This window comes from Streptomyces sp. NPDC087263 (genome assembly GCF_044744645.1).
Lineage (GTDB): Bacteria > Actinomycetota > Actinomycetes > Streptomycetales > Streptomycetaceae > Streptomyces.
Genome location: NZ_JBIUYT010000012.1, coordinates 1 through 20425, shown reverse-complemented (window position 1 = coordinate 20425; position 20425 = coordinate 1). Strand labels below are relative to the sequence as shown.

General features: G+C 68.2%; 17 protein-coding genes, 1 rRNA gene and 1 riboswitch. Of the genes, 4 read left to right on the top strand and 14 right to left on the bottom strand.

Annotated features, from left to right (window positions below):
* Positions 1–20: 20 nt before the first annotated feature.
* Positions 21–821: a CPBP family intramembrane glutamic endopeptidase gene (locus ACIPC1_RS32690; protein WP_402523584.1), complete on the bottom strand. Its 801-nt coding sequence runs from the start codon at positions 819–821 to the stop codon at positions 21–23.
* Between the two features lie 185 nt (positions 822–1006).
* On the opposite strand from ACIPC1_RS32690, the gene ACIPC1_RS32685 reads away from it, so the two are divergent.
* Positions 1007–2770, top strand: a complete 1764-nt coding sequence (locus tag ACIPC1_RS32685) for a substrate-binding and VWA domain-containing protein (RefSeq protein WP_402523582.1) — start codon at positions 1007–1009, stop codon at positions 2768–2770.
* 106 nt (positions 2771–2876) lie between these two features.
* On the opposite strand, the gene ACIPC1_RS32680 is transcribed toward ACIPC1_RS32685, so the two are convergent.
* On the bottom strand, positions 2877–4394 hold the full coding sequence (locus ACIPC1_RS32680) for a glutamate--cysteine ligase (RefSeq protein ID WP_402523580.1): 1518 nt from the start codon (positions 4392–4394) through the stop codon (positions 2877–2879).
* A gap of 543 nt (positions 4395–4937) precedes the next feature.
* Here ACIPC1_RS32680 and ACIPC1_RS32675 point away from each other — a divergent pair.
* Together ACIPC1_RS32675 and ACIPC1_RS32670 are read left to right on the top strand one after the other, a co-directional pair.
* Complete coding sequence (locus ACIPC1_RS32675; RefSeq protein WP_402523578.1) at positions 4938–5522, top strand: hypothetical protein; 585 nt, start codon at positions 4938–4940, stop codon at positions 5520–5522.
* Positions 5523–5877: 355 nt separating this feature from the next.
* On the top strand, positions 5878–6084 hold the full coding sequence (locus ACIPC1_RS32670; RefSeq protein WP_384388244.1) for a DUF5999 family protein: 207 nt from the start codon (positions 5878–5880) through the stop codon (positions 6082–6084).
* Positions 6085–6394: 310 nt separating this feature from the next.
* Here the strand turns inward: ACIPC1_RS32670 and gcvP are convergent, their stop codons facing one another.
* The gene (gene gcvP, locus ACIPC1_RS32665) at positions 6395–9280 is read right to left on the bottom strand and encodes an aminomethyl-transferring glycine dehydrogenase (RefSeq protein WP_402523576.1); all 2886 of its coding nucleotides are present in this window, start codon (positions 9278–9280) and stop codon (positions 6395–6397) included.
* A gap of 183 nt (positions 9281–9463) precedes the next feature.
* Positions 9464–9560, bottom strand: a riboswitch (glycine riboswitch).
* 114 nt (positions 9561–9674) lie between these two features.
* Between gcvP and ACIPC1_RS32660 the strand changes: the two genes are divergently transcribed.
* Positions 9675–10046, top strand: coding sequence for a PRC-barrel domain-containing protein (locus ACIPC1_RS32660; RefSeq protein ID WP_402523574.1), 372 nt, complete (start codon positions 9675–9677; stop codon positions 10044–10046).
* Positions 10047–10082: 36 nt separating this feature from the next.
* Here the strand turns inward: ACIPC1_RS32660 and ACIPC1_RS32655 are convergent, their stop codons facing one another.
* From ACIPC1_RS32655 to rrf, 11 genes are all read right to left on the bottom strand, one after another.
* A complete protein-coding gene (locus ACIPC1_RS32655; RefSeq protein ID WP_402523572.1) occupies positions 10083–11453 on the bottom strand; it encodes a DNA polymerase IV in 1371 nt (456 codons plus the stop codon).
* Positions 11454–11531: 78 nt separating this feature from the next.
* Entirely contained in the window at positions 11532–12167 is a 636-nt protein-coding gene (locus ACIPC1_RS32650; RefSeq protein WP_402523570.1) for a MerR family transcriptional regulator, read from the bottom strand.
* A gap of 218 nt (positions 12168–12385) precedes the next feature.
* Entirely contained in the window at positions 12386–12859 is a 474-nt protein-coding gene (locus ACIPC1_RS32645) for a bifunctional nuclease family protein (protein ID WP_006123076.1), read from the bottom strand.
* 85 nt (positions 12860–12944) lie between these two features.
* Positions 12945–13688 carry a MerR family transcriptional regulator gene (locus ACIPC1_RS32640; protein WP_402523569.1) on the bottom strand — a complete coding sequence of 248 codons (744 nt, stop codon included), beginning with the start codon at positions 13686–13688 and terminating at the stop codon, positions 12945–12947.
* Between the two features lie 42 nt (positions 13689–13730).
* A complete protein-coding gene (locus ACIPC1_RS32635) occupies positions 13731–14708 on the bottom strand; it encodes an FHA domain-containing protein (RefSeq protein ID WP_402523567.1) in 978 nt (325 codons plus the stop codon).
* Positions 14709–14769: 61 nt separating this feature from the next.
* A complete protein-coding gene (locus tag ACIPC1_RS32630) occupies positions 14770–15633 on the bottom strand; it encodes a DUF881 domain-containing protein (protein ID WP_402523565.1) in 864 nt (287 codons plus the stop codon).
* Positions 15634–15638: 5 nt separating this feature from the next.
* The gene (locus ACIPC1_RS32625) at positions 15639–15971 is read right to left on the bottom strand and encodes a small basic family protein (RefSeq protein ID WP_003988855.1); all 333 of its coding nucleotides are present in this window, start codon (positions 15969–15971) and stop codon (positions 15639–15641) included.
* Positions 15968–16804: a DUF881 domain-containing protein gene (locus ACIPC1_RS32620; protein WP_402524114.1), complete on the bottom strand. Its 837-nt coding sequence runs from the start codon at positions 16802–16804 to the stop codon at positions 15968–15970. Before ACIPC1_RS32620 ends, ACIPC1_RS32625 begins: the two co-directional genes overlap by 4 nt.
* A gap of 167 nt (positions 16805–16971) precedes the next feature.
* Positions 16972–19467, bottom strand: coding sequence for a sugar phosphate nucleotidyltransferase (locus ACIPC1_RS32615; RefSeq protein ID WP_402523563.1), 2496 nt, complete (start codon positions 19465–19467; stop codon positions 16972–16974).
* 114 nt (positions 19468–19581) lie between these two features.
* Entirely contained in the window at positions 19582–20190 is a 609-nt protein-coding gene (locus tag ACIPC1_RS32610) for a CDP-alcohol phosphatidyltransferase family protein (RefSeq protein WP_402523561.1), read from the bottom strand.
* A 151-nt stretch (positions 20191–20341) separates the two neighbouring features.
* Positions 20342–20425 (bottom strand): 5S ribosomal RNA (rrf, locus tag ACIPC1_RS32605); the annotation flags it as partial.

Sequence of the window (20425 nt, the reverse complement as noted above, 5' to 3'; positions counted from 1 at the left end):
GCACGCACATCAGCGCCGGCTCATGCCGTCGGCAGCCAGCTCACCTTCCCGGCCAGCAGCGCGTAGCCCACGAATGCCCCGATGTCGAGCAGCAAGTGCGCCACCACCAGCGGCCCGACGCGCCCCCAACGCCGGTACAGGTAGACGAAGACCACGCCCATCGCCATGTTGCCGATGAACCCGCCGATGCCTTGGTAGAGGTGGTACGAACCGCGCAGCACCGCGCTCGCCACCAGCGCGGTGACCGGCGTCCAGCCCAACTGGCCGAGCCGGCGCAGCAGATACCCGACGACGATCACCTCTTCCAGGACCGCGTTCTGGATCGCGGACATGATCAGCACGGGGTACTTCCACCACACGTCCGGCAGCGCTTCGGGCACCACCGTGAGGTTGGCGCCGAAGCCCCGGGCCGCCAGATAGAAGGCGATGCCCGTGCTGCCGATCACCGCGGCGACCACGGCCCCGCGCCCGAGGTCCGGCCAGGGGCGCGTGCGGTCGAAGCCAATCACGCGCAGCCCCGCGCGCTCTCTCAGCAGGAAGTGCGCGACGAGCGCGACCGGCACCAGGGCCGACGCGATTCCGAAGAGCTGCCAGGCCAGATCCAGCCAGGGACGCCCGGGCGCGGCCGAGGCATTGAGGGTGGCCGCCTGGTCCTTGAGCCCCCCTGGCTTGGTGGCCGACCCGACAAAGCTGATCAGCGCGGAAACCCCGCTCGCACCGAGCGAGAGTCCCAGGACGAGCAGCGTCTCGTCCCGGAAAATCCGTCGTGTCAGCCCCTCCATCGGAAAAGAATCGGCCACCGACCCTGCCTCCACCTGCACTCCCGCCTCCAGTTGAGTAATCCCGCCTCATCCCCATCTTCGCCCCGCTAGGGTCTCGAAAGAAGTTACGAAGATCGTGCGCGACTGGCCGTCGGGGGGACGGACGCCGTACGGGGCGTACCTCCCCTTTTACCTGCCTTGCGACCGTTTCCCGGCTCAAGGCTCGACAGGGAGGCACCACCTTCATGGGACGTCACAGCTTGCCCGACGAGTACGGGGCGGGCGCCGCCGACCCCCGACCACGCGCGCGCCGTCGCACAGTGGCCATCGCGACGGCGCTCGTACTCACAGTGGCGGGGGGCACGGCGGCCGCGGCCCGCGGTGGTCTGCTCTCCTTCGGCTCCTCCTGCCAGGACGACGCGGTGCACGTCGACATCGCCGTATCCCCGGACCTGGCCCCCGCTCTCACGGCTGCGGCGGACTACGCCCGTGAGCGCGACATCACCTCGGACGGCCGCTGCCTCGACGTCGGCGTGACCGCTCGCGAGTCGTACAAGGTCGCCGACGCGCTGCTGACCGGCAAGAAGTCCGACGTCCAGGCGTGGGTGCCCGACTCGAACCTGTGGGTGCAGCGCGTCACCGGGGACAACGACGCGACCCAGGTGAGCGACGTCGGCAACGTCGCGTCGTCGCCGGTCGGCGTTGCGATGGTCCCGACGGCCGCCAAGTCGCTGGGCTGGCCGCAGAAGACGTACACCTGGACCGAGTTGGCCGGCGCCGCGATGACGAGCGACCGTCTGAAGCTCGGGGCCGCCGACCCGGCGCGCAGCGCGACCGGCCTGCTCGCGCTGACGCAACTGAGCAGCGCGGCGGGGCAGACCGAGGGCGGCGACACCCAGGCGGCCGCCATGGCCGAGGCGCTCTCGCAGCGCACCTCCGACAGCGACAGCCAGGTCCTGGACACACTCCCCCGCGACTCCTCAGGCACCGAGCAGGGCAACCCGAAGCGGAACCAGGCGCTGATCCTCTCCGAGCAGGCGGCCTTCGCCCACAACTCCTCGGACGAGACTCCCGACAGCCTCGACCTCTTCTACCCCAAGGACGGATCGCCACAGCTCGACTACCCGTTCACCCTGGTCGACGAGGTGCGACTGAGCACCGACGAGAGCCGCGCGGCCCTGCGGTTCATGGCCCTGCTGGGCGAGCCCCAACCCCAGAAGATCCTGGAGAAGCACGGCTTCCGCACCGACGACGAGAACCCCTCGGCCGCACTGGTCACCGCGGCGGGCGGCCGCGCCCCCCAGCCTTTCGCACGTGTAGCGGCCGAACCGGCCCCGGCGAAGGCGATCGAGGAAGCCCTCGGCATGTGGACGATCACGGTGCAGAGCGCCCGCATCACCACGGTCGTCGACGCCTCCGCGTCCATGACCGAGCCGGTACCGGGCACCGACCAGTCCCGTATGGACGTCACCAAGGCGTCCCTGCTACAGGCCCTCGCCACCTTCACCCCGGAGGACGAGATCGGGCTGTGGAGGTTCTCCACCCGTCTCGTCGGCAACCGCGACTACCAGGTGGTCGTGCCGACCGAACGGCTCGGCGACGCCGTGGGCGACGACACCCAGCGGGACAAACTGTCGGCCGCGTTCAGCGCCCTGAAGCCCGTCCCGGGTGGGGCGACCGGCCTGTACGACACCACGCTCGCCGCATATCAGGCGGCCACGTCCTCCTACGAGGAGGAGAAGTTCAACGCGCTGGTCCTGCTGACCGACGGCGTCAACCAGGACCCCGGAAGCATTTCACGCTCGGCCCTCGTCACCAGCTTGCAGGAACTCACCACCCCGGAGCGCCCGGTGCTGCTGATCGCGATCGCGGTCGGCCCGGACGCCGACCAGGAGGAGGTCCAGGAGATCGCCGAGGCGACCGGCGGCTCCGGTCACCAGGTCAACGACCCGTCGCAGATCCACTCGGTGATCCTCCAGGCGATCGTGGAGGCGGGCAGCCAAGGTTGACGCCCACCACCACTCCGGGACCCCCACCCCTCAGCTCAACGAAATGGCCATCGTGAAGGCAGGCAGCCAAAGCTGACGCCCACCACCACTCCAGGCCCCCCGCCCCTCAGCCCAGCGAAGCCGGCTCCGGCAAGCCCACCGGCCAGGTGTGCACGGGCTCCCCGAGATGCATCAACTCGCCGTAGCGCCGCGTGGTCGCGGCCAGCGCGACATCCCGCCCGAGCCCCTTCTCCAGGGCCCGGTGGAAGGTCGCCGCCTGCCAGCTCGCCCCGTTGACCCGCAGTCGGCAGCGCTCCTCGATGACGCCCAGGTAGAGGTCCCGGTCGGCGGGCTCGACCCCCCAAGCGTCCAGTCCCGCCGCGGCGAGCGGCAGCAGCTCGTCCCGCACCAGGGCGACGGCCTCGACCTCGTGCGTCCCGCCGTACCGGCCGCGCCTGGGCCACTCCAGGCGCGCGTCGATGCCATGGCGGCAGGCGGCGTCGAAGTTGGCGGCGGCCGACGTGAAGGGCAGCCGCGTCCACACGGGCCGCGGCTCCTCGGCGAGCGCACGGACGAGCCCGTAGTAGAAGGCGGCGTTGGCGATGACGTCGGTGACGGTGGGGCCTGCCGGCAGCACGCGGTTCTCGACGCGCAGATGCGGGACGCCGTCGGCGACGCCGTACACGGGCCGGTTCCAGCGGTACACCGTGCCGTTGTGCAGCACGAGTTCGGCGAGCTTGGGGATGCCGCCGGCGTCGAGGACACCGAGCGGGTCCTCCTCGTCGCAGAGGGGCAGCAGCGGCGGGAAGAAGCGCAGGTTCTCCGCGAAGAGGTCGTACGCGGACGAGATCCACTCTTCCCCGAACCAGGTGCGCGGCCGCACCCCCTGCGCCTGCAACTCGGGCGGCCGGGTGTCGGTGGACTGCTGGAACAGCGGGGGCCGCGACTCGCTCCACAGCTCGTGACCGAAGAGGAAGGGCGAGTTGGCGCCGACCGCGACCTGCGCCGCGGCGACCGCCTGCGCCGCGTTCCACACGTCGGCGAACCGCCCCGGGGTGACCTGGAGGTGCAACTGCACGGAGGTGCAGGCCGCTTCGGGCGCGATGGACCTCGACGTACAGACGAGGCGCTCCACCCCCTCGATGTCGAGCGTGAAATCCTCGCCTCGGGCGGCGACGATCTGGTCGTTGAGGAGGGTGTAGCGGTCGCCGTCCGAGAGGTTCGAGGAGACCAGGTCGTCCTGGGCGAGCGTCGGCAGAATCCCGATCATCACGATTCCGGCGTCGACTTCCTTCGCCTTCCTGTGGGCGTATGCGAGGGAGGTACGCAACTCCTCGGCCAGCTGGTCGAATACTCGCCCACCCAATCTGTGTGGAGCTATGTTGACTTCCAGGTTGAACATGGCGAGTTCTGTTTGGAAATCGCGGCTCGCTATCCTTTCGAGTACTTGCGCGTTCATCATTCTGGGCGTGCCGTCGGTCCCTGCGAGATTCAACTCGATCTCCAGGCCCATGAGGTTCTTCGGGCGATCGAACCGCTCCTCCGCCAGCAGCCGCGCCAGCCCCGTCAGACACTGCCGGAGCTTCTCGCGATAGTGCCGGCGATCGGACAGGTCGAACAGTTCTGCCTCGACCTTCTCTCCCATCGAAGCGTCCTTCCTCGGATGGGCAGGCCGATACTCCGGCCTCTGGCGTCCCGGGTCACCGGGGATAATGCCCAGGCAACGCGATCGATAACGTCCTGGAGGCGCCCGCCGCCCGCTACTCTGGACTCGAGTACCCCCAGGCACATTCACCAGGCATGAACCAGTGCCCAGTTTCGTCCGACGCGATCTCGTGAAAAACGCCGACGAGAATCGGCCGACCGCTCCGACGAAGCATTCCGAGGTCATCGGCGCGCTTTCACGCAGAACCAGGATAAACCTCTCGTTTCGCCGACCGAATAGTGCCTTGCCCTTCATATGTGGGACGACTAGACGAAACACCGCGTGAACACGTCTCGTATAAACTTCGCGAACGAGGCAGAGAGTTGGCGCTCGCGGTCCTAGGTCCTGCTGTCCAGGTGCCACGCGGCAGGCGACACATTGTCGGCGGATCCAGATCCCTCGCCCCTTCGGCCCCGAGAGCTGACAACGCCGTCCGCCCCCTCCCTCGCGCCACCGTGCCTGTCGAACGAGAGGCGACCCATCATGCCGCTGCACCTACCCCCGGCTCCCGCGCCAGCCCTGCGCTCCGTCCTCACGGCACTCGGTTCCCCCACCGCCGTCCGGGAGGCGCGTACGCCGTCCCTCCGTATGGCACAGGGACCCGTCACACCCGAACTCCCGCTCCCCGTACACATCCTGGACCGCATCACGCCCGCGGGCGGGTACGCCACCCGGCTCACCGGGTGGCGCTTCCTGATCCGCTGCGGCGACCGCATGGTCGCCGCGGCCGACACCATGCTGACCCCCGACGGCTGGGCCTTCTCGCGCTTCTTCGAGGGCCCGTACATCGCCGCCACCGAACGCGCGCTGCGCCAGGCCGAGGCCATGAAACAGTCCTACCAGGCCCGTCTGCTCTCCGTGCCGGAGCTGTACATGCTCACGCTCTGGCTGCACGGCGACACCACCGCGGACGGCGCCACCGGCCACCCCGCCGCCACCGACATCCTGGTCCCGCTGGCACCGGCCCCACCCGGCATCGCAGCGCACCGCCCACACCGTGTCGCCGAGCTCCTGCCGGTCCTCACCCATCGGCTCACTCCCACACCTCTGCTCAGCTCACCCGCATAGCACTCTCGCCAGCGTCCGTGCCCCGCCGCCGTCCTTCCGGCAGCGGGGCACTTCGCTCGTTCGGGCCCCATACCGCTCGTACGAGGGAAAACGCATCCCGCGCCCGACCGGACTAGCCTTATCCGGCCACCGCGAACCACCCGAAAAGACGGCACAGTTGGAATGAACCGTCCGCACGGGTGATGCGTCATCAACCTGTGAGGAGCGCTGCCGCTAAATCCCTGCGGATTGACGCCCGTAGGGCAACACTGGGTTCCAAACCACACATCAACGGGGGGCGGCCATGACCACATCGAGCCGCGGGACAGACACCACAGCCATCACTCACCTCTCAACCCAGCGAAAGATCCCACCAATGTGCCAGCACAAGACGCCGTGCCCGACAGCCGAATCCGCCGACCGGGAGTCCGCCCGCCTCGTGGCGCACCACCCGGAGCAGGGCTGGAGCCTGCTGTGCAACGGCGTGCTGCTCTTCGAGGACACCGGTGAGCTCCTGCCGGACGGCCAGATCATCGCCCCGCACCGCCCGCTGGGCAGCGAGCACGTGATGACGGCGGCCTGAACCGCACAACCGGGTGGCTGCGGCAGAGCCGCCCAGTACATAGAGGGGCCGGCCCGGAGACGCATTCTCCGAACCGGCCCCGACGCATGTCCGAGGGTGATTACTCCCCGTAGCCGTCCAGTCCCTCTCGCTGATCGGTCGTCCCCGTACAGGTCCAGGCCCTGGCGCTGATCAGTTCCCGTAGCCGTCCAGGTCCCGGCGCTGATCAGCCCTCGTAGGCATCCGGGCCCCGACCGCCGACCAGTTCAGTCCCCATACGCGTCCAGGCCCGACCGCCTTGCCGCGCGCGGCCCCGGGGTCGGCCTGGAGATCAGTCCTCGTAGGCGTCCAGCGGCGGGCAGGAGCAGACCAGGTTCCGGTCGCCGTATGCCTGATCGATCCGGCGCACCGGCGGCCAGTACTTGTCCGCGACCGAGACACCGGCCGGGAAGACGGCCTCCTCGCGGCTGTAGCCGTGCTCCCACTCCCCGCCGAGCGAGGCGGCGGTGTGCGGAGCGTTGCGCAGCGGGTTGTCGTCCGCCGCCCACTCACCCGAGCCGACCTTCTCGACCTCCGCACGGATGGCGATCATCGCCTCGCAGAAGCGGTCGAGCTCGACCAGGTCCTCGGACTCGGTCGGCTCGATCATCAGCGTGCCGGCCACCGGGAACGACATCGTCGGCGCGTGGAACCCGTAGTCGATCAGGCGCTTGGCGATGTCGTCGACACTCACACCGGTCGCCTTGGTCAGCGGCCGCAGGTCGATGATGCACTCGTGCGCGACGAGCCCGCCGGGACCGGTGTAGAGCACCGGGTAGTGCGGCTCCAGGCGCTTCGCGATGTAGTTCGCGGAGAGCACGGCCACCTGCGTGGCCCGCTTCAGCCCCTCGCCGCCCATGAGCCGGACGTACGCCCACGAGATCGGCAGGATGCCCGCGGAACCCCACGGAGCGGCCGAGATCGGGCCGACACCGGTCTCGGGCCCGGCCGCCGGCTGCAAGGGGTGGTTGGGCAGGTACGGCGCCAGGTGCGCGCGCACCCCGACCGGACCGACGCCCGGACCGCCGCCGCCGTGCGGGATGCAGAAGGTCTTGTGCAGGTTGAGGTGCGAGACGTCACCGCCGAAGTGCCCCGGCTTGGCAAGCCCCACCAGGGCGTTGAGGTTGGCACCGTCCACATACACCTGGCCGCCCGCCTCGTGCACCTGGGCACAGATGTCGGCGACGTGCTCCTCGAAGACGCCATGCGTCGAGGGGTACGTGATCATCAGCACGGACAGTTCGTCGCGGTGCTGCTCGATCTTGGCACGCAGATCCTCGACGTCGATCTCGCCGTCGTCCGCCGTCTTCACGACGACGACCTTCATGCCGGCCATCACGGCGCTCGCCGCGTTCGTGCCGTGCGCGGAGGACGGGATCAGGCACACGGTGCGCTGCTCGTCGCCGTTCCCTCGGTGGTATCCCCGTACGGCGAGCAGCCCGGCCAGCTCACCCTGCGAACCGGCGTTGGGCTGCAGCGACACCTTGTCGTACCCGGTGACCTCGGCGAGCCGCTCCTCCAGTTCGTGGATGAGCGTGAGGTAGCCCTGCGCCTGCTCGGCGGGCGCGAAGGGGTGCAACTGCCCGAACTCGGGCCAGGTGACCGGCTCCATCTCGGTCGTCGCGTTGAGCTTCATCGTGCAGGAGCCCAGCGGGATCATGCCGCGGTCGAGCGCGTAGTCACGGTCGGAGAGCCTGCGCAGGTAGCGCAGCATCGCCGTCTCGGAGCGGTACTGGTGGAACACCGGGTGCGTGAGGTACTCGTCGGTGCGCAGCAGCGCGGTCGGAAGAGTGTCCTCGGCGGTCGAGTCCAGCGCCTCGACATCGCCCTCGACGCCGAACGCGGTCCACACGGCGGCGAGTTGCCTGCGTGTGGTGGTCTCGTCGCACGAGATCGACACCCGGTCGGCGTCCACGAGGTGCAGGTTGACCCCCTGGTCGCGCGCGTCGGCCAGTATCTCGGCGGCCCGGCCCGGGACGCGCACGGTCAACGTGTCGAAGTAGGCACCGTGGACGACCTCGACTCCGCCCGCCTTCAACCCCTCGGCGAGGATCGTCGCGTACCGGTGGGTACGCCGCGCGATCGTCTTCAGACCCGCGGGACCGTGATAGACGGCGTACATACCGGCCATCACCGCAAGCAGTACCTGAGCCGTGCAGATGTTGCTCGTCGCCTTCTCACGACGGATGTGCTGCTCCCGCGTCTGCAGGGCCAGGCGGTACGCCTTGTGCCCGTCCGCGTCGACGGACACACCCACCAGCCGGCCCGGCAGGCTGCGCGCGAACTTCTCGCGCACCGCCATGTACCCGGCGTGCGGACCGCCGAAGGCCATCGGCACCCCGAACCGCTGCGTCGTACCGACCGCGATGTCCGCGCCCAGCTCACCCGGCGAGGTCAGCAGGGTCAGGGCCAGCAGGTCGGCGGCGACGGTGACGACCGCACCCAGCTCGTGCGCCTGCTCGATGAGCGGCTTGATGTCGCGTACGACACCGGAGGCGCCCGGGTACTGGGTCAGCACGCCGTTGATCTCACGCCCGGCGATCTCGGCGGGGATGCCCGCGCTCAGGTCGGCGACGACGACCTCGACGCCGGTCGGCTCGGCGCGGGTCCGAATGACCGCGACGGTCTGCGGCATCACGTCCGCGTCGACCAGGAAGAGACCCTTCTTGTTCTTCCCCATGCGCCGGGACAGCGCCATCGCCTCGGCGGCCGCGGTGCTCTCGTCGAGCAGCGAGGCACCGGACGTCGGCAGCCCGGTCAGCTCGGCGACGACAGTCTGGAAGTTCAGCAGCGCTTCGAGGCGGCCCTGCGAGATCTCCGGCTGATACGGCGTGTACGCGGTGTACCAGGCCGGGCTCTCCATGACGTTCCGCAGGATCACCGGCGGAGTGAAGGTCCCGTAGTAGCCGAGCCCAATCATCGAGTCGAGCACCTGGTTACGGTCCGCGAGGGTACGCAGCTCGGCCAGCACCTCGGCCTCGGTGCGTGCGCCCGGCAGTTCCAGCGCCTCGGCGTTCTTGATCACGTCCGGCACCGCGGTGGCGGTGAGCTCGTCGAGCGAGCCGTATCCGACCTGCGCGAGCATCTTGGCCCGGGCTTCGGTGTCGGGCCCGATGTGGCGCTGCTCGAAGGGGATTCCCTGTTCGAGTTCGGAGAGCGGAATGCGAGGGGCGGTCATGGCGGAGGCCTCCTGGTCTGACGCGACCTTCGGGGGGCACCCCGGCACGGGTGCCCCGACGGCCTCCCCCTCTGTCATCTCAACCTGAGAGTTTCACCGGCCCGCCCGCCCGCTGCGACCCGACTTTCACCGTCGGTGAGAGCGGGAGCCGTCGTCGGCACCCGCTCTGCTTTCCAGAGTGACCTCGTCCGTGCGGTACGTGGGCCTGAGAGATTCCGGGGAGGATTTGCTCCTTCGGCGCCCTCCGATGGTGTCTTGAGGACTCTCCCGCACAGGGTCAGCAGCCGCTGCCAGCCTACCAGCGAGGACAACTCCCGAGCCTTCGAGTGGCCACCTTCCTGAATCTGCTCTTTTGTAGTGCTTACGGATGAGTTGCGACCAAATGGAGGGCACCGTGCAGACCGACATCGATCCGCGCAACCTGATCGGCCGCAAGGCATTCGACCGCAACGGAGCCAAGATCGGCACGATCGACGAGGTCTACCTCGACGACGCGACCGGGGTCCCGGAGTGGGCGGCCATACGCACGGGACTGTTCAGCAGGGACGCCTTCGTGCCCCTGGAGCCCAGCGAACTCGTCGAAGGCGCTCTGCGCATCCCCTTCGAGCGGGCGCTGATCAAGGACGCGCCCGACTTCGGCGTCGGCCGCCACCTCTCCCCCGAGCAGGAACTCCAGCTCTACCACCACTACGGCCTCGACGTGTCATCCCCGCCTCCCGCACCGGACCGCGACTTCGGCCGCCTGGCGGGCACGGACGAAACCTGAAGCCGCGCCCCGCCCCCTCTAGGCAAAGCCCGCAGCTCAACCTTCACCGTGATGGCCAACGGTCTCCGCCACCAAGGGCAACGGCTCCGCCGGCTCCAGCCCCGGATCGTCGGTACGGAACGTCCGTACCCTCCCGGGCTCGGAGTACGGCGTCTCGAACCGAACGGTGACCCGCCCGAGCCCGCTGCCCTGCACCCACCCGTGCCCGAACTCGGCGTGCCGCACATCGTGCCCCGCGGACCACCGCCGCTCAGTCGGCGGCACCTGCTCCTCGACGGCCCCCTCCGCCACCTCCTCCTCGACGTGCTCCTGCGCCGCCAGCTCCCCCGCGGCGGCCTGCGCCTGCGCGAACAGGTCCTCCTGCGTGTAGTCGGCCAGTCCGGAGACACCCACACCGAGCAGCCGTACGCCACCGGTCGTGTCCACCGACTCAAGGAGCCGGGCGGCCGCCTCCCGCACCACCCCGGGGTCGTCCGTGGGCCCCCGTAGCGTCTCGGACCGGGTCAGCGTCGAGAAGTCGTATCTCCGCACCTTCAGCACGATGGTGCGCCCCGACAGCCCGGCTCCACGCAACCGCTGCACACACCGGTCGGCGAGCCGCTGCACCTCCAGACCGACCCGCACCCGGTCATGGATGTCCACGTCGTACGTGTCCTCGACGGACACCGACTTGGTCTCCCGCTCGGCGACCACGGGCCGGTCGTCGCGCGCCAGCGCCATCGCGTACAGCGCGTGCCCGTGGGACTTCCCCAGCAGCCGTACGAGCTCGTCCTCGCCCGCCTCGGCGAGCTCCTCGACGGTGGTGATCCCGGCCCGCCGCAGATGGTCCCCCGTCGCCGGCCCGACGCCCGGCAGCGTCCGCACCGGCATGGGCCCCAGCAGCGCACGCTCGGTCCCCGGCTCTATCAGCACCAGACCATCAGGTTTGGCCTGCTCCGAGGCGATCTTCGCGAGCATCTTGGACGCGGCGAGCCCCACCGATCCGGTGAGCCCGGTGACGGCCCGGATGTCCGCGCGCAGCTTCGCTCCGGTCAGCCGCGCCGACGCCTCGTCCCAGGCCGCTTCCCCTGCCTCCAGATCGACGAACGCCTCGTCCAGGCTCAGCGGCTCCACCAGCGGCGACAGGGCCTGCAGCAGCCCCATCACCTGCTCGCTGACCTCTCGGTAGATCCCGAAGCGCGGCGTGAGATACGCGGCGTTCGGCGCGAGCCGGCGTGCCTGGGCCATGGGCATCGCCGAGTGCACGCCGAAGACCCGTGCCTCGTACGAGCACGTGGAGACGACCCCACGTGGTCCGAGCCCGCCCACGACGACCGCTTTCCCGCGCAGGCTCGGCTTGGACGCCTGCTCCGCCGAGGCGAAGAAGGCATCCATGTCGAGATGCAGGATCGTGGGCGCGGTTCTCACATCTCCGATGCTGCCCTACGCCACTGACAATGCCCCGCCAAGCCGGGGCACCATCAGCCTCTTCCGCTCCACAGATCCTCAGACCGCGCGATTGCGCCTTCGTGCCAGCTCGTCGGAGGGGTTGTTCCTCACCAGCGTCTCGCCGGTGTCCACACGCTCCCCGTGCAGCTGCGAGAGCGCACCCTCGACATCCCGCCACACCACGCCCACGGCGATCCCGAAGACCCCCTGGCCGCCCTGGAGCAGCGCGTGGACCTCGTCGGGGGATGTGCACTCGTAGACCGTGGCGCCGTCGCTCATCAGCGTCATCCGCTCCAGATCCCGGAAACCGGGCTCCCTCAGGTGCTGGACCGTGGTGCGGATGTTCTGCAGCGACACCCCGGTGTCGAGGAACCGCTTGACGATCTTCAGGACGACCACGTCCTTGAAGCTGTACAGCCGCTGCGTCCCCGACCCGTAGGCGGGCCGCACGCTCGGCTCGACCAGTCCGGTCCTCGCCCAGTAGTCCAACTGCCGGTAGGTGATGCCCGCGGCAGCGCACGCCGTTGGACCGCGGTAGCCGACCTCCTCGGAAACCGCCTCGCCTTCACCGGACACTGCTGTCGGCCGCCGCGGCATGTGATCGGCCGCGTTGCCATGAAGCGGGTACGGGCCGCTCTCCCCCAGACCGCGTCCGGGAGCACCCCCAGCCGTACCGTCGCCGCTGCTTCTCACGCCGACCTCCGTCCTTGACCTGCCTTCTCGACGGTAGGCAGTCACCAGGGGTGCGTCAACGATCGCCACACTCGGCACGCCGAGTGATAATCACCCTAGGAGTGGTTTCCCGCGCCCCACCGCGGGGAAAGGCTAGCCGAATGCTCTCCGAGCGGGCCGCGGCACACCACACTGGCCGCTGGCAATTGCCGCCCGGAGTTCTCCGAGGCCCCGTGCCCTCACTGGCTGTTGGTCCCGAAGTCCTCGGGCGAGATCTGGTCGAGGAACTCGCGGAACTTCTCCACTTCGTCCTCCTGCTCGTCCGGGATCGCGATACCGGCGTCGTCGAGCACCCCGTCGCTGCCGTAGATCGGCGTCCCGGTGCGCAGGGCCAGCGCTATGGCGTCGGAAGGCCTGGCACTCACCTCGACCCCGCTGGCGAACACCAGTTCCGCGTAGAAGACGCCCTCACGCAGGTCCGTGATGCGCACTTCGGTGAGCTCCTGACCGACAGCTTCCAGCACGTCCTTGAACAGGTCGTGGGTCAGCGGTCGCGCCGGGGCCATGCCCTGCTGGGCGAAGGCGATCGCCGTCGCCTCCCCCGGTCCGATCCAGATGGGGAGGTAACGATCGCCTCCCACTTCACGCAGAAGCACGATCGGTTGGTTGGAGGGCATTTCGACCCGGACACCTACGACATCGAGCTCGTTCACACAGCAACCCTAGGCCGTGCCCGGGACGTTTGGGTAGTCGGGCACGGAACGGGGGGACCATCCGGCACCCGCGGAGCGCCCCGGGTCAGGGCAGTCGCACACCGAGCGCGGTCTGCACCAGCGCCGCGTGCAGCTTCACCGTGAGCCCCGCCAGCTCCTTCGTACGCGCCTCCGCGTGCGCCCTCGTCTGCGGATTGCGGTGTCGCCGCAGCGGGGCCACCACCTGATCGACCAGTCCCGCGTCACGCTCGGCAGCGGCCTTCATCGCGCGCAGGTGACGCGGCTCGATCCCGAACCGGCCCAGCTCGACGACGAGCGCGGCGACGGTCACCGCTTCGGCGTCGTACGCCCCGTCCGGGAACGGCACGATGAGTCCGTACGACTCCCACTCCTCCAGTTCCGGCTCGCCGATCTCGGCAGCGGCAAGGAGCTCGGCGCGACCAACCCGGGCCGCCGTGGGCGCCTCGTGCTCGGCGAACAGCTCACCCTCGCCCGAGTCGCGCTGACGACCCACGGTCGGCAGCCGCACCGGCTCACCCCGCTCCAGGGCGTCCAGATACTCACGGATGACCTTCAGCGGCAGATAGTGGTCCCGCTGCATCCTCAGGACGTGGCCGAGGCGCTCGACGTCGTTGGCGCTGAACTTGCGATACCCCGAAGGGGTCCGCTGTGGCTCGATGAGCCCCTCCGACTCCAGGAACCTGATCTTGGAGATCGTGACTTCGGGGAACTCGTCGCGCAGTACGTTGAGCACCGTGCCGATGCTCATCAGTCCGCTGTCCGTGGCGGCGGTACCGTGGCCGGCACCGCCGCTCGGTGATCGAAGCATGGACCTTCCTGGGGGTCCCCCCGGACAGAGCCCGGGGGAGGGTCAGATGCCCCGCTGGCTCGCGTAGAAGACCAGCCGGTACTTGCCGATCTGCACCTCGTCGCCGTTCGACAGAGCGACCGAGTCGATCCGCTCCCTGTTGACGTAGGTGCCGTTGAGGCTGCCGACGTCCGCCACGGTGAACGAACCGTCGGCGACGCGGCGGAACTCCACGTGGCTGCGTGACACGGTCACGTCGTCCAGGAAGATGTCGCTCTGCGGGTGACGTCCGGCCGTGGTCAGCTCGCCGTCCAGCAGGAACCGGCTGCCCGAGTTCGGGCCGCGGCGCACCACCAGGAGCGCCGAGCCGAGCGGCAGCGCGTCGACGGCCGCCTGAGCCTCCGGGGAGAGCGCCGGTGAGAGCGTCTGACCCGTCACCTCGGCGTCATAGGCCTCAAGGCCAGAAATGGAGATCGTGGAAGTCGTCTCGGACGGACGCTCCGCGGTCACCCCGCCCCGCAGCGGCGCACCGCAGTTGGAGCAGAAACGGCTGTTTTCCGCATTGCGGTTACCGCACCTCGTACACACCAGGGCCGACATGGATGGATCCTCCTGCCGCGGCTGCCCTCCAGGGGCATGGGAACCATACGGGTCGGCGGTAAACCCTCCACCCGTACTTGAGGTCGACGGTTCCCCGAAACCTATGCGGCCTGACTGGGCAGGGTCAACAGACGGCGCGCCCTGACCACCGGAAATGTCACTGCCCTGACCACCGACCTCATCCCGGAACAGCGGGCGCTCGCCACCCTGATCCTCGGCATCTCCATGGCGTGATGCACGGTGCCGGGCAGTGGCGTTGTCGCCGCCCTCTCCTCGTGCGCTCTTGCCGAACAACTTCCCAAACAACTTCACGGGCGATTCCCCTTGACCGAAACAGACCCGCCCGTGGGGCAGGACGAACCCTGATTGAACACACCGGTCGACCCGGACATCCTCACAACGTCCGTATCCACCTGACAGTTTCCACCACGCACCACCCATTCGGTGCGCCGACCCCCCGCAACCTCTTGCCCTGGCCGGGCCCCTCTCATGCGACCCCGCTTCACTGGGACGACCGAGCGTAGTCAGGCTGCTTCGCCAGTCGCAAGGCGTCCACGACGATCTTCGTCGAGGGCTCGACCGTGACGATGGCCTGCTCCTTCTCCAGTGTCTGCACCACGCCTCCGGGGATGTTCAGCGCCGGCTCCAGGTCCTGCGACTTGCCGATGACCTTGAAACGGTAGGGCTGGGTGATCTTGTTCCCGTCCACACTCACGCCCTTGTCGGAATCCGTCAGATAGGTGCTGGCGACGACCCGGACACCGTTCACCTGGATCGCTTCCGCACCGGCCGCGCGGAGCTCCTGGATGGCGTCGAGCAGCATGTCCGCCTCGATCGTCCCCTTGGTGTCGTTGATCGTCAGGGTGATGCCGGGTCCCTGCGCGGCCACCGTGCCCGCCAGAATGCCGAGTTGCTTCTCCCTCTCGACAGTCTGCTTGCGCGCCTCCTCGGCCTGGTCCGAACTGTTCTCCAACTCGGTGCGCTGATCTTCGAGACCCTGCTTCTCGTCCTGAAGACGCTGTGTACGGCTGTCCAGTTCATCGAGGATGCGTACGAGATCCTCCTGACGTGCGCCGCGCAGGGCACTGCCGCTGTCGCTGTTGGACGCCACCTGGACGGCCAGACCGAAGCCGAGGCCGAACAGCAGCAGCGCGACGATGAGTTGCGCGCGGGACACCCGCGGCGGCCACAGCCCCTGCGCCAGTCGCTGACGGCCGGTCAGCCCAGGCTCGGCGCCCTCCTCCCGCTCCTCCGGCTCCCGCTCCGGTGGCGCGGGAGCCGCGGCCCGAACCTCTTCTGGAAGTTCCCTGCGCAGACGATTCTCTGGGCTGCCGGAGGCCGTCGATGCCTCGTCGTCGTTGCTCATCGGCCTCACGCCCGGAACACGTGACGACGGATCGCCGCGGCGTTGGAGAAGATGCGGATACCGAGGACGACCACGACACCGGTGGAGAGCTGGGCGCCCACACCCAACTTGTCGCCCAGGAAGACGATCAGCGCGGCCACGACCACATTCGACAGGAACGACACCACGAAGACCTTGTCGTCGAAAATGCCGTCGAGCATCGCGCGCAAGCCTCCGAACACGGCGTCGAGTGCCGCCACGACGGCGATCGGGAGATAAGGCTCGACGACTGCGGGAACCTCGGGCCGGACCAACAATCCAGCCACGACTCCCACGACGAGGCCCAGTACGGCGATCACGATGTGCCCTTCTCTGTGCTCGGCTGTGCTGTACGTACGATCACACTCGGTGCGGCGGTCAACCGGACGTCGTCCTCGACGGAAATGCTGGTCCGGATGCCGTAGTTCTCCTGCAAGGCATGCAGATACAGCCCGTCGGCACTGTTCTGGAACCTGGTGCTGAGCCGCTGGCCGTCCCCCACCGCGAGCACCGTGTACGGCGGCACCAACGGTTTGTTGTCGACCAGTATCGCGTCACCCGCGGCCCGGATCGCCGACAGCGCCGTCAGCCGCTGGCCGTTGATCGAGATGGCCTCGGCACCCGACTCCCACAGCCCGTTGACAACCCGCTGCATGTCGCGGTCACGCACGCGACCGGTGTCGGAGAACCCGGAGGTCTCCCGCGGATCACCGTCGCCGTCCTGACTTGCTTCCTTGGCGTCGTCGACGACGAGTTTCACGCCCGGGCCGTGCACCTCGGTGGCGCCCGACAGAATACCCACCAGGTCGGCCTGCTCACTGCCCCCGTCGGTATTCAGCGCCTCACGCTGCCTCGCACTCACATCGGCGCGCAGAGTGTCGACATTGCCTTCGAGCTTGTCGGCGGCGGTGGTCTCGCGCTCGATACGGTCGATGAGTTCCTGGCGCTCCTTGGCGATGACAGGCGCCGCGATCCGCGCGTTCGCCGCTCCGAGGGTCACCACCAGGCCCGCGAGGACAAGACCGGCCGCCAGACCCAGCTTCGCCCGCACCGTCTTCGGCATGCCGCCGGCGCCCTCGGCCTGCTTCCGGGCAGCCGCTTCGGCATACCCCTCGTCAAGGCTGTGGTCCATGACATTGGTGAGCAGCGACATGGAGGCGTCCGGACGCGCGGGGCGCGCGGGACTGCTCCGAACGGGGGGCTGCTGCGGCATGCCGCACATCGTCGCACGTCGCGGGCGCTACCTCCGAATGGCCCCACCGGCGTGCCGGACAGGCCCCCTTGGGGGCACTTGTCCGGCACGCGCGCGTGTTGGGTGTTTCAGCGACCGGCGCTGTCCACGACCGCCGACCACTCGTCGAGCAGTGCCTCCGCGGAGGCATCGTCGGGCCCTTCGGCCCACAGATGGGTAACCGCCTCGGCGGGATCCGGGAGCACCATCACCCAGCGCCCGTCCGTCTCCACGACCCGTACGCCATCGGTCGTGTCCACGAACCGCTCACCGGCCTCCTCCACGACCCGGCGCATCACGAGTCCCTTGACGGCCCAGGGAGTGGCGAGATCACGCTTGAGGACATGCGCCCGCGGAATCCGCGCATCGATCTGGCTCAGCGTGAGCTGCGTCCGCGCCACCAGCCCGATGAGGCGTACGAACGCCGCCGCGCCGTCGAAGACACCGCTGAACTCCGGGATGATGAAACCACCACGCCCGTCGCCACCAAAGATCGTCGAGTCCTCACGCCCGACCCGCGTCAGATCGTCCGGGGAGGTCGTCGTCCAGTCCACCTGCGTGCCGTGGTACGCCGCCACCTGCTCGGCGATCCGCGTGGTGGTCACCGGAAGCGCCACCCGCCCGCTACGCCGCTCAGCGGCCACCAGGTCCAGCATCACAAGGAGAGCCCGGTCGTCCTCGACGATCCGCCCCTTCTCGTCGACCAGCGAAAGCCGCTCGCCGACCGGGTCGAATCGCACTCCGAACGCCGCCCGCGCGGACGCCACGATCTCTCCGAGCCGCACAAGCCCGGACCGCCGCGCATCCGCCGTCTCCGTCGGCCTCGACTCGTCAAGACCGGGATTGATGACAAGCGAGTCGACCCCGAGCTTGCCGAGCAGGCTGGGCAGCACGAGCCCCGCACTACCGTTCGACGCGTCCACGACGACCTTGAGCCCCGACTCGGTGATCCCGGTCGTGTCGACATTCCGCAGCAACGACCCGGTGTACGAGTCGAAGACGCTGGCCGGGAAGTGCAGATCCCCGATCTCACCGGGGAACGCACGCCGATACTCCTGCCGCGCGAACACGCGGTCCAGCTTCCGCTGACTCGCCTGCGACAGATCCGCGCCCTGCCCATCGAAGAACATGATGTCGACGGAGTCCGGCACACCGGGCGTCGTCCGGATCATGATCCCGCCCGCGCTGCCCCTGGCCGTCTGCTGCCGGGCCACCGGCAGCGGTACGTTCTCCAGGTCGCGTACGTCGATGGCGCTGGTCTGCAGCGCCGAGATGACCGCCCTCTTCAGCGCACGAGCACCTCTGGAGTGATCGCGCGCCGTCGTGACCGTGGAGCCCTTCTTGAGCGTCGTCGCGTACGCTCCCGCGAGCCGTACGGCGAGTTCCGGGGTGATCTCGACGTTCAGAATCCCGGACACCCCACGCGCGCCGAAGAGATGCGCCTGGCCCCGCGACTCCCAGATCACCGACGTGTTGACGAAGGCGCCGGCCTCGATGGTCTTGAACGGGTAGACGCGAACGTTTCCCTGAATGATCGATTCTTCACCGACGAGGCATTCATCGCCGATGACCGCGCCGTCCTCGATCCGGGCGGCCCGCATGATGTCCGTGTTCTTACCGATCACACAGCCACGCAGATTGCTGTGCTGCCCGATGTACACGTTGTCGTGCACGACGGCCCTGTGCAGGAAGGCCCCCGTCTTGACGACGACGTTGGAACCGATGACGGTGTGCTCACGGATTTCGACGTCCGCCTCGACTTTGGCGTAGTCGCCGATGTAGAGCGGCCCGCGCAGTACGGCATCGGGGCTCACCTCGGCGCCCTCGGCGACCCATACGCCCGGCGAGATCTCGAAGCCGTCGATTTCGACGTCGACCTTGCCCTCCAGGACGTCGGCCTGCGCCTTCACATAGCTCTCGTGCGTGCCGACGTCCTCCCAGTAGCCCTCGGCGATATAGCCGTAGACGGGCTTGCCTTCCTTCATCAGCTGGGGAAAAACATCGCCGGACCAGTCGACGGAGACATCCGCCTCGACGTAGTCGAAGACCTCGGGTTCCATGACATAGATGCCCGTGTTCACCGTGTCGGAGAAAACTTGACCCCAGGTCGGCTTCTCCAGGAAGCGCTCGACCTTACCTTCTTCGTCAACGATGGTGATGCCGAATTCAAGGGGGTTCGGTACGCGCGTCAAGCAGACGGTGACCAGCGCGCCCTTCTCTTTGTGGAAACTGATGAGATCGGTGAGGTCGAAGTCGGTCAGGGCATCACCGGAGATCACGAGGAAGGTGTCGTCCTTCAACGCTTCCTCGGCGTTCTTGACACTCCCGGCAGTACCGAGTGGCTTCTCCTCATTGGCATAGGTGAGCTCCATACCGAGCTCCTCGCCGTCACCGAAGTAGTTCTTGACGAGAGAGGCCAAGAACTGGACAGTTACGACGGTCTCGTTGAGCCCATGCCTTTTGAGCAGCCGTAGCACGTGCTCCATGATCGGGCGGTTGGCCACAGGCAGGAGCGGCTTGGGCATGCTTGAGGTCATGGGACGAAGGCGTGTGCCTTCGCCTCCGGCCATCACGACGGCCTTCATGTCGGAAGCGTCCTCCTTGAAGAGACGACGGTCTAGCCGACTTCACCCGTCCAAATTGTCCCGCACTTTTCGTCCGCGGGCCATCGAGCCACTACAGCCACGCAATGGGCGAGCTCAATCGGTCGTGGCGTCCGCCCTGACAAGGCGGAAGACCTGAACCACATAGAGGACTCCTGCCCACCAGTACAGGGTTGTACCCCATCCGGCGAACGCCCATCCGAAAATAGCACCTAGTGACGCGATCCACCCACTTGCGTCACTGAGCAGCAACAACGGGAAGGCGTACATCAAGTTGAAGGTCGCCGCCTTCCCCAGGAAGTTCACCTGAGGCGGCGGATAGCCGTGGCGCCTGAGGATGCCCACCATCACCAACAGGACCAGCTCTCGCGCCAGGAGCACGGCGGTCAACCAGAGCGGGAGAATCTCGCGCCAGGTGAGACCCACGAGAGTGGACAGAATGTAGAGGCGGTCGGCCGCGGGATCGAGTAGCCGGCCAAGGCTGCTGATCTGGTTCCAGCGACGGGCGAGCTTCCCGTCCAGATAGTCACTGATGCCGCTCAGCATGAGCACCAGGAGTGCCCATCCGTCACTCTTGGGGCCGCCGAACTCGGGCCAGAGGATCAGCCACAGGAAGACGGGCACGCCTACGAGGCGCGCCATGCTGAGGATGTTCGGGATGGTGAGGACCCGGTCTGTCTGGACGCGGGTCTCCTGGACCTCCACCCGGGGGCCTCCTGTGGGAAACGAGCCAATGATGCCCCCTGACCCTACCCGCAGCGCTCACGCTGTTGTACGGAGGGGTGGGAGCGTCACCAGAAAACAAAAAAGCTCCGGCTCTCGGGCAATAAGCCCAAGAGCCGGAGCTCTAAAGATAGTTCGGCGGCGTCCTACTCTCCCACAGGGTCCCCCCTGCAGTACCATCGGCGCTGTGAGGCTTAGCTTCCGGGTTCGGAATGTA